Source organism: Candidatus Chloroploca sp. Khr17, from assembly GCF_004138165.1.
GTDB lineage: Bacteria > Chloroflexota > Chloroflexia > Chloroflexales > Chloroflexaceae > Chloroploca.
This window is the reverse complement of the sequence record NZ_RYFF01000129.1, coordinates 1-3,094: the sequence shown is the minus strand read 5'-3', so window position 1 is coordinate 3,094 and position 3,094 is coordinate 1. Positions and strand designations below refer to the sequence as shown.

Annotated in this window: 3 protein-coding genes; 2 read left to right on the top strand and 1 reads right to left on the bottom strand. The window is 50.4% G+C overall.

Translation table 11 applies throughout. From position 1 onward, the window contains the following. Positions 1 to 92: 92 nt before the first annotated feature. The gene (locus tag EKD05_RS27380; RefSeq protein ID WP_370374943.1) at positions 93 to 578 is read left to right on the top strand and encodes a RusA family crossover junction endodeoxyribonuclease; all 486 of its coding nucleotides are present in this window, start codon (positions 93 to 95) and stop codon (positions 576 to 578) included. Then, positions 575 to 1,237, top strand: a complete 663-nt coding sequence (locus tag EKD05_RS25270) for a hypothetical protein (protein ID WP_129678394.1) — start codon at positions 575 to 577, stop codon at positions 1,235 to 1,237. The genes EKD05_RS27380 and EKD05_RS25270 overlap by 4 nt, the downstream gene beginning before the upstream one ends. Before the next feature lie 321 nt (positions 1,238 to 1,558). On the opposite strand, the gene EKD05_RS26215 is transcribed toward EKD05_RS25270, so the two are convergent. Then, positions 1,559 to 3,094 (bottom strand): class I SAM-dependent DNA methyltransferase (locus tag EKD05_RS26215; RefSeq protein ID WP_165360986.1); only part of this gene is annotated, 1,536 nt, incomplete at its 5' end.

Sequence of the window (3,094 nt, the reverse complement as noted above, 5' to 3'; positions counted from 1 at the left end):
CCAGCTCTGTCGGGGGCAGTTGCTCGGCTGGCCCCCAGAGGGGCTGGCAGAAGTAGTCCCCAAGTCGTAACGGTCGCGCCGCCACGCAACCTATGCCAAACAGCTTGTGTTATACTACGAGTGGTAACGTGCAATATGACAGGGGCTCGTCAAAAACAATGTTACCTTTCGAATTTGTCGTAGATGGTCCCCCTGTTTCATATCAAACACGTGGTCCTCAGCGAAAGGAGCGTTTAGAGGCCTGGAAAACCAAAGTCCGAAGCGCAGCACGTGAGAAATGGCCAATCAAGGTAGAGCCACTACGAACAGGTTTAAAGTTAATCGTCACATATTATCACGACGGGATAGCAGTACGAATTGACAACGACAATATGATAAAGCCAATACAAGATGCGCTTAATGGCTTTGTATATGAAGACGACAGACAAATCACAGACACACAAGTAAGGAAAACTGACATTAACGGGAGTTTTCGTGTACGAGGAATGTCGCCTGTCCTTGCCGAAGGATTTTGCCGAGGTAATGAATTTATCCACGTTCGAATTGAAGTGGCCCCAAGACATGAGGAACTACCATGACCCAAACCGCAGTAGATATCGAGCGCAAACGACGTGTTGAGATTGCACGCGAGTATCGAAAACTTGGGTATGAAGTTATTCTTGAGCCTAATCGCTCACAACTCCCCGAGTTTCTCGCTTCTTTTCAACCAGATATGCTGGCTCGAAACAACATAGAAACGGTCGTAGTAGAAGTTAAATCAAGAGACACCCTTTCACAATCCGCACATATGGAAGCGCTTGCCGCTGTTATTCAACGGCACGAGGGGTGGCGCTTTGAATTAGTCGTGACAAATCATCGAGAGAAGGGCACTCGCATACGAATAAAAGACATCGACGATTTACTTACAACACAAGATATTGTATACCGCCTCAATGAGGCACGTACACTGTCTGATAAAGAGTACGGTGAAGCAGCATTTTTGCTTGCCTGGTCTGCAACAGAGGCAACGTTACGCCGTGCCGCATCACAGCATCGCATATCAGCAGAGGATTCCTCCATTTCAATCCTCAAAAACCTTTTCGCACAGGGACTAATTAACGAAGATCAGTACAAAAAATTATCTCGCAGTATTTCTGTCAGAAATTCTCTGGCGCATGGACTACGAGAAACGAAAACAAGTGCATCAGAGCTCAAGACTTTGCTCGTTACGACCGAACAACTATTATCCGGGCAGTAAGACAGCCCAACCCCGCTGTGTCCCTGACGCCACTGGCGCGCTCCTAACCTGGGCTCGTTCTACCCGACAAACTGCGGTCGCCTTCACCACCGGGTGGGCAAACACAGTCCTATCGGTTTCCTGGCTCCCCGAAGCATCATTCCGCTCAACTCGAACACACTCAAGCCAGATGTGCGCGTGGGCGTCGCGATCTGGAGGTGCTGGCCGAGCGATCGGGCAGCGCGGGACAAGGCGCGTCGCCACCCCGTTGCGCTCTCTGGGTCACTCTCCTTTGCGCCTTTGCGCCTTTGCGTCAAACAAACCGCCTTATTTGCACGGCGCTCACTCCTCATCGTCGGTATGCGTCTCCACGGCGGCAGCCGCTGCATCACCCTGCTTTGCCGCCCGCGCGAGATTTAGCGCCAACAGCTGCGTCAGGATCGCCTCGTCGCTCAGATCATGCGGCCAGCCATAGGCATCACAGACAGCCTGGTCGAGTTCCTTGTGCGCCTGGTCAAGCCAGGGCGGGCGCTGGTTGTAGAGCTTGGTGAGCGTGCGCTGCTTGAGCTCGGCTTCGCTCAAGCCAGGCTCGTTCAGCCAGGTATCGCGCTGCGCAACGAGCCGCTGCGCAGCCTCGCTGATCGCGGTAACGCGGGGATCATCGAGCGGCTCTTGGCCTGGAGGCCAGGGGAAGGGGAAGGTTTCGAAGCAACTCTGGGCATTGTAGGTGGGGTCGTTACCTACGCCGTGACGAGAAGATGTAGACAAAGCCCACAGTTCATGCACATAAGAATGAAGGATACCAAGAAAATATTCATCACTTCGCATTATTACAACCGTCCTTGTATCAGGTATCGTAGTGGTTTCAAGGAATACGAAGATACGATGCCGTGCTACTCGTGGGGTGATAATAAATCTATGAAGCCTTTCTGCTGCCCGCCACATCGCTGGTCGTGGTTTTTCAAAAAGCCAGTAGCATTCACGAAGTCGCTTCTGCCTTGATTTCAGACGTTCAGGTTTTACATGTTGTTCAACGTACCGAAACGGCTCCTCATATAGTTTTGCTTCATCAAATGACATGTTCTCTCCAAAAAATATAATCCACATACCTTTTGGTCTATTGGTAATATCAGAGCCATTTACCCAACGACGCACTACATCCTCATTTGAACGTCCATATGAATTATTCGTTGTTGATAACATAGCTGTTGCCTGATCAGAATCAAGCTCAAAAGATCCTGTTTTTTGCGTACCGATAAAGGCTAGACTCATATTTTCTCTTAGCCTACTAGCCGTCGTTAAATCCAAGGATGTAGTCAAATCAGAATTGATTACGACGACAGGCTTATCATCTAATATGTAATCCGTCTCGATACCAGCATCAAAACCTACCATTGATACTCTTACTTGAGCCCCTTCTAGAACCCACGGTCGGTCACGCCAAGCCATGAAGATATTGCCACTCTGTTTGATACGTTCCAAAACTTTCCTGTTTGCCCCCGCCCTTACAGACTGTGTTGCTAGAAGTCCTACTCGTTTTACCTTACCTCGTTCAATAAACTCCCGCGCACGCTCAAACCAGTAGGTAACGAGATCTGCACCACCTGGAACACGGCCTTCAAAGAGCTTGCGCAGGTCTTCAACATACTTATCGCCCAGCTCAGCCCGCATTTTCTTGTCGCCCAAAAACGGCGGATTGCCAATAATCACGTCAGCCTCGGGCCATGCTGGTTCTACTGGCTTGCCGGTCTCGTCAAAAGCGAGGATCGCGTCCATACGCTTGATCGTGTCAAGTGGCTGAAGGATCGGCTCTTTCAACTCGGCAAAGCCGTTGTCCTTGTGCCACTGGATATACCCGATCCAGACGGTCACCTGCGC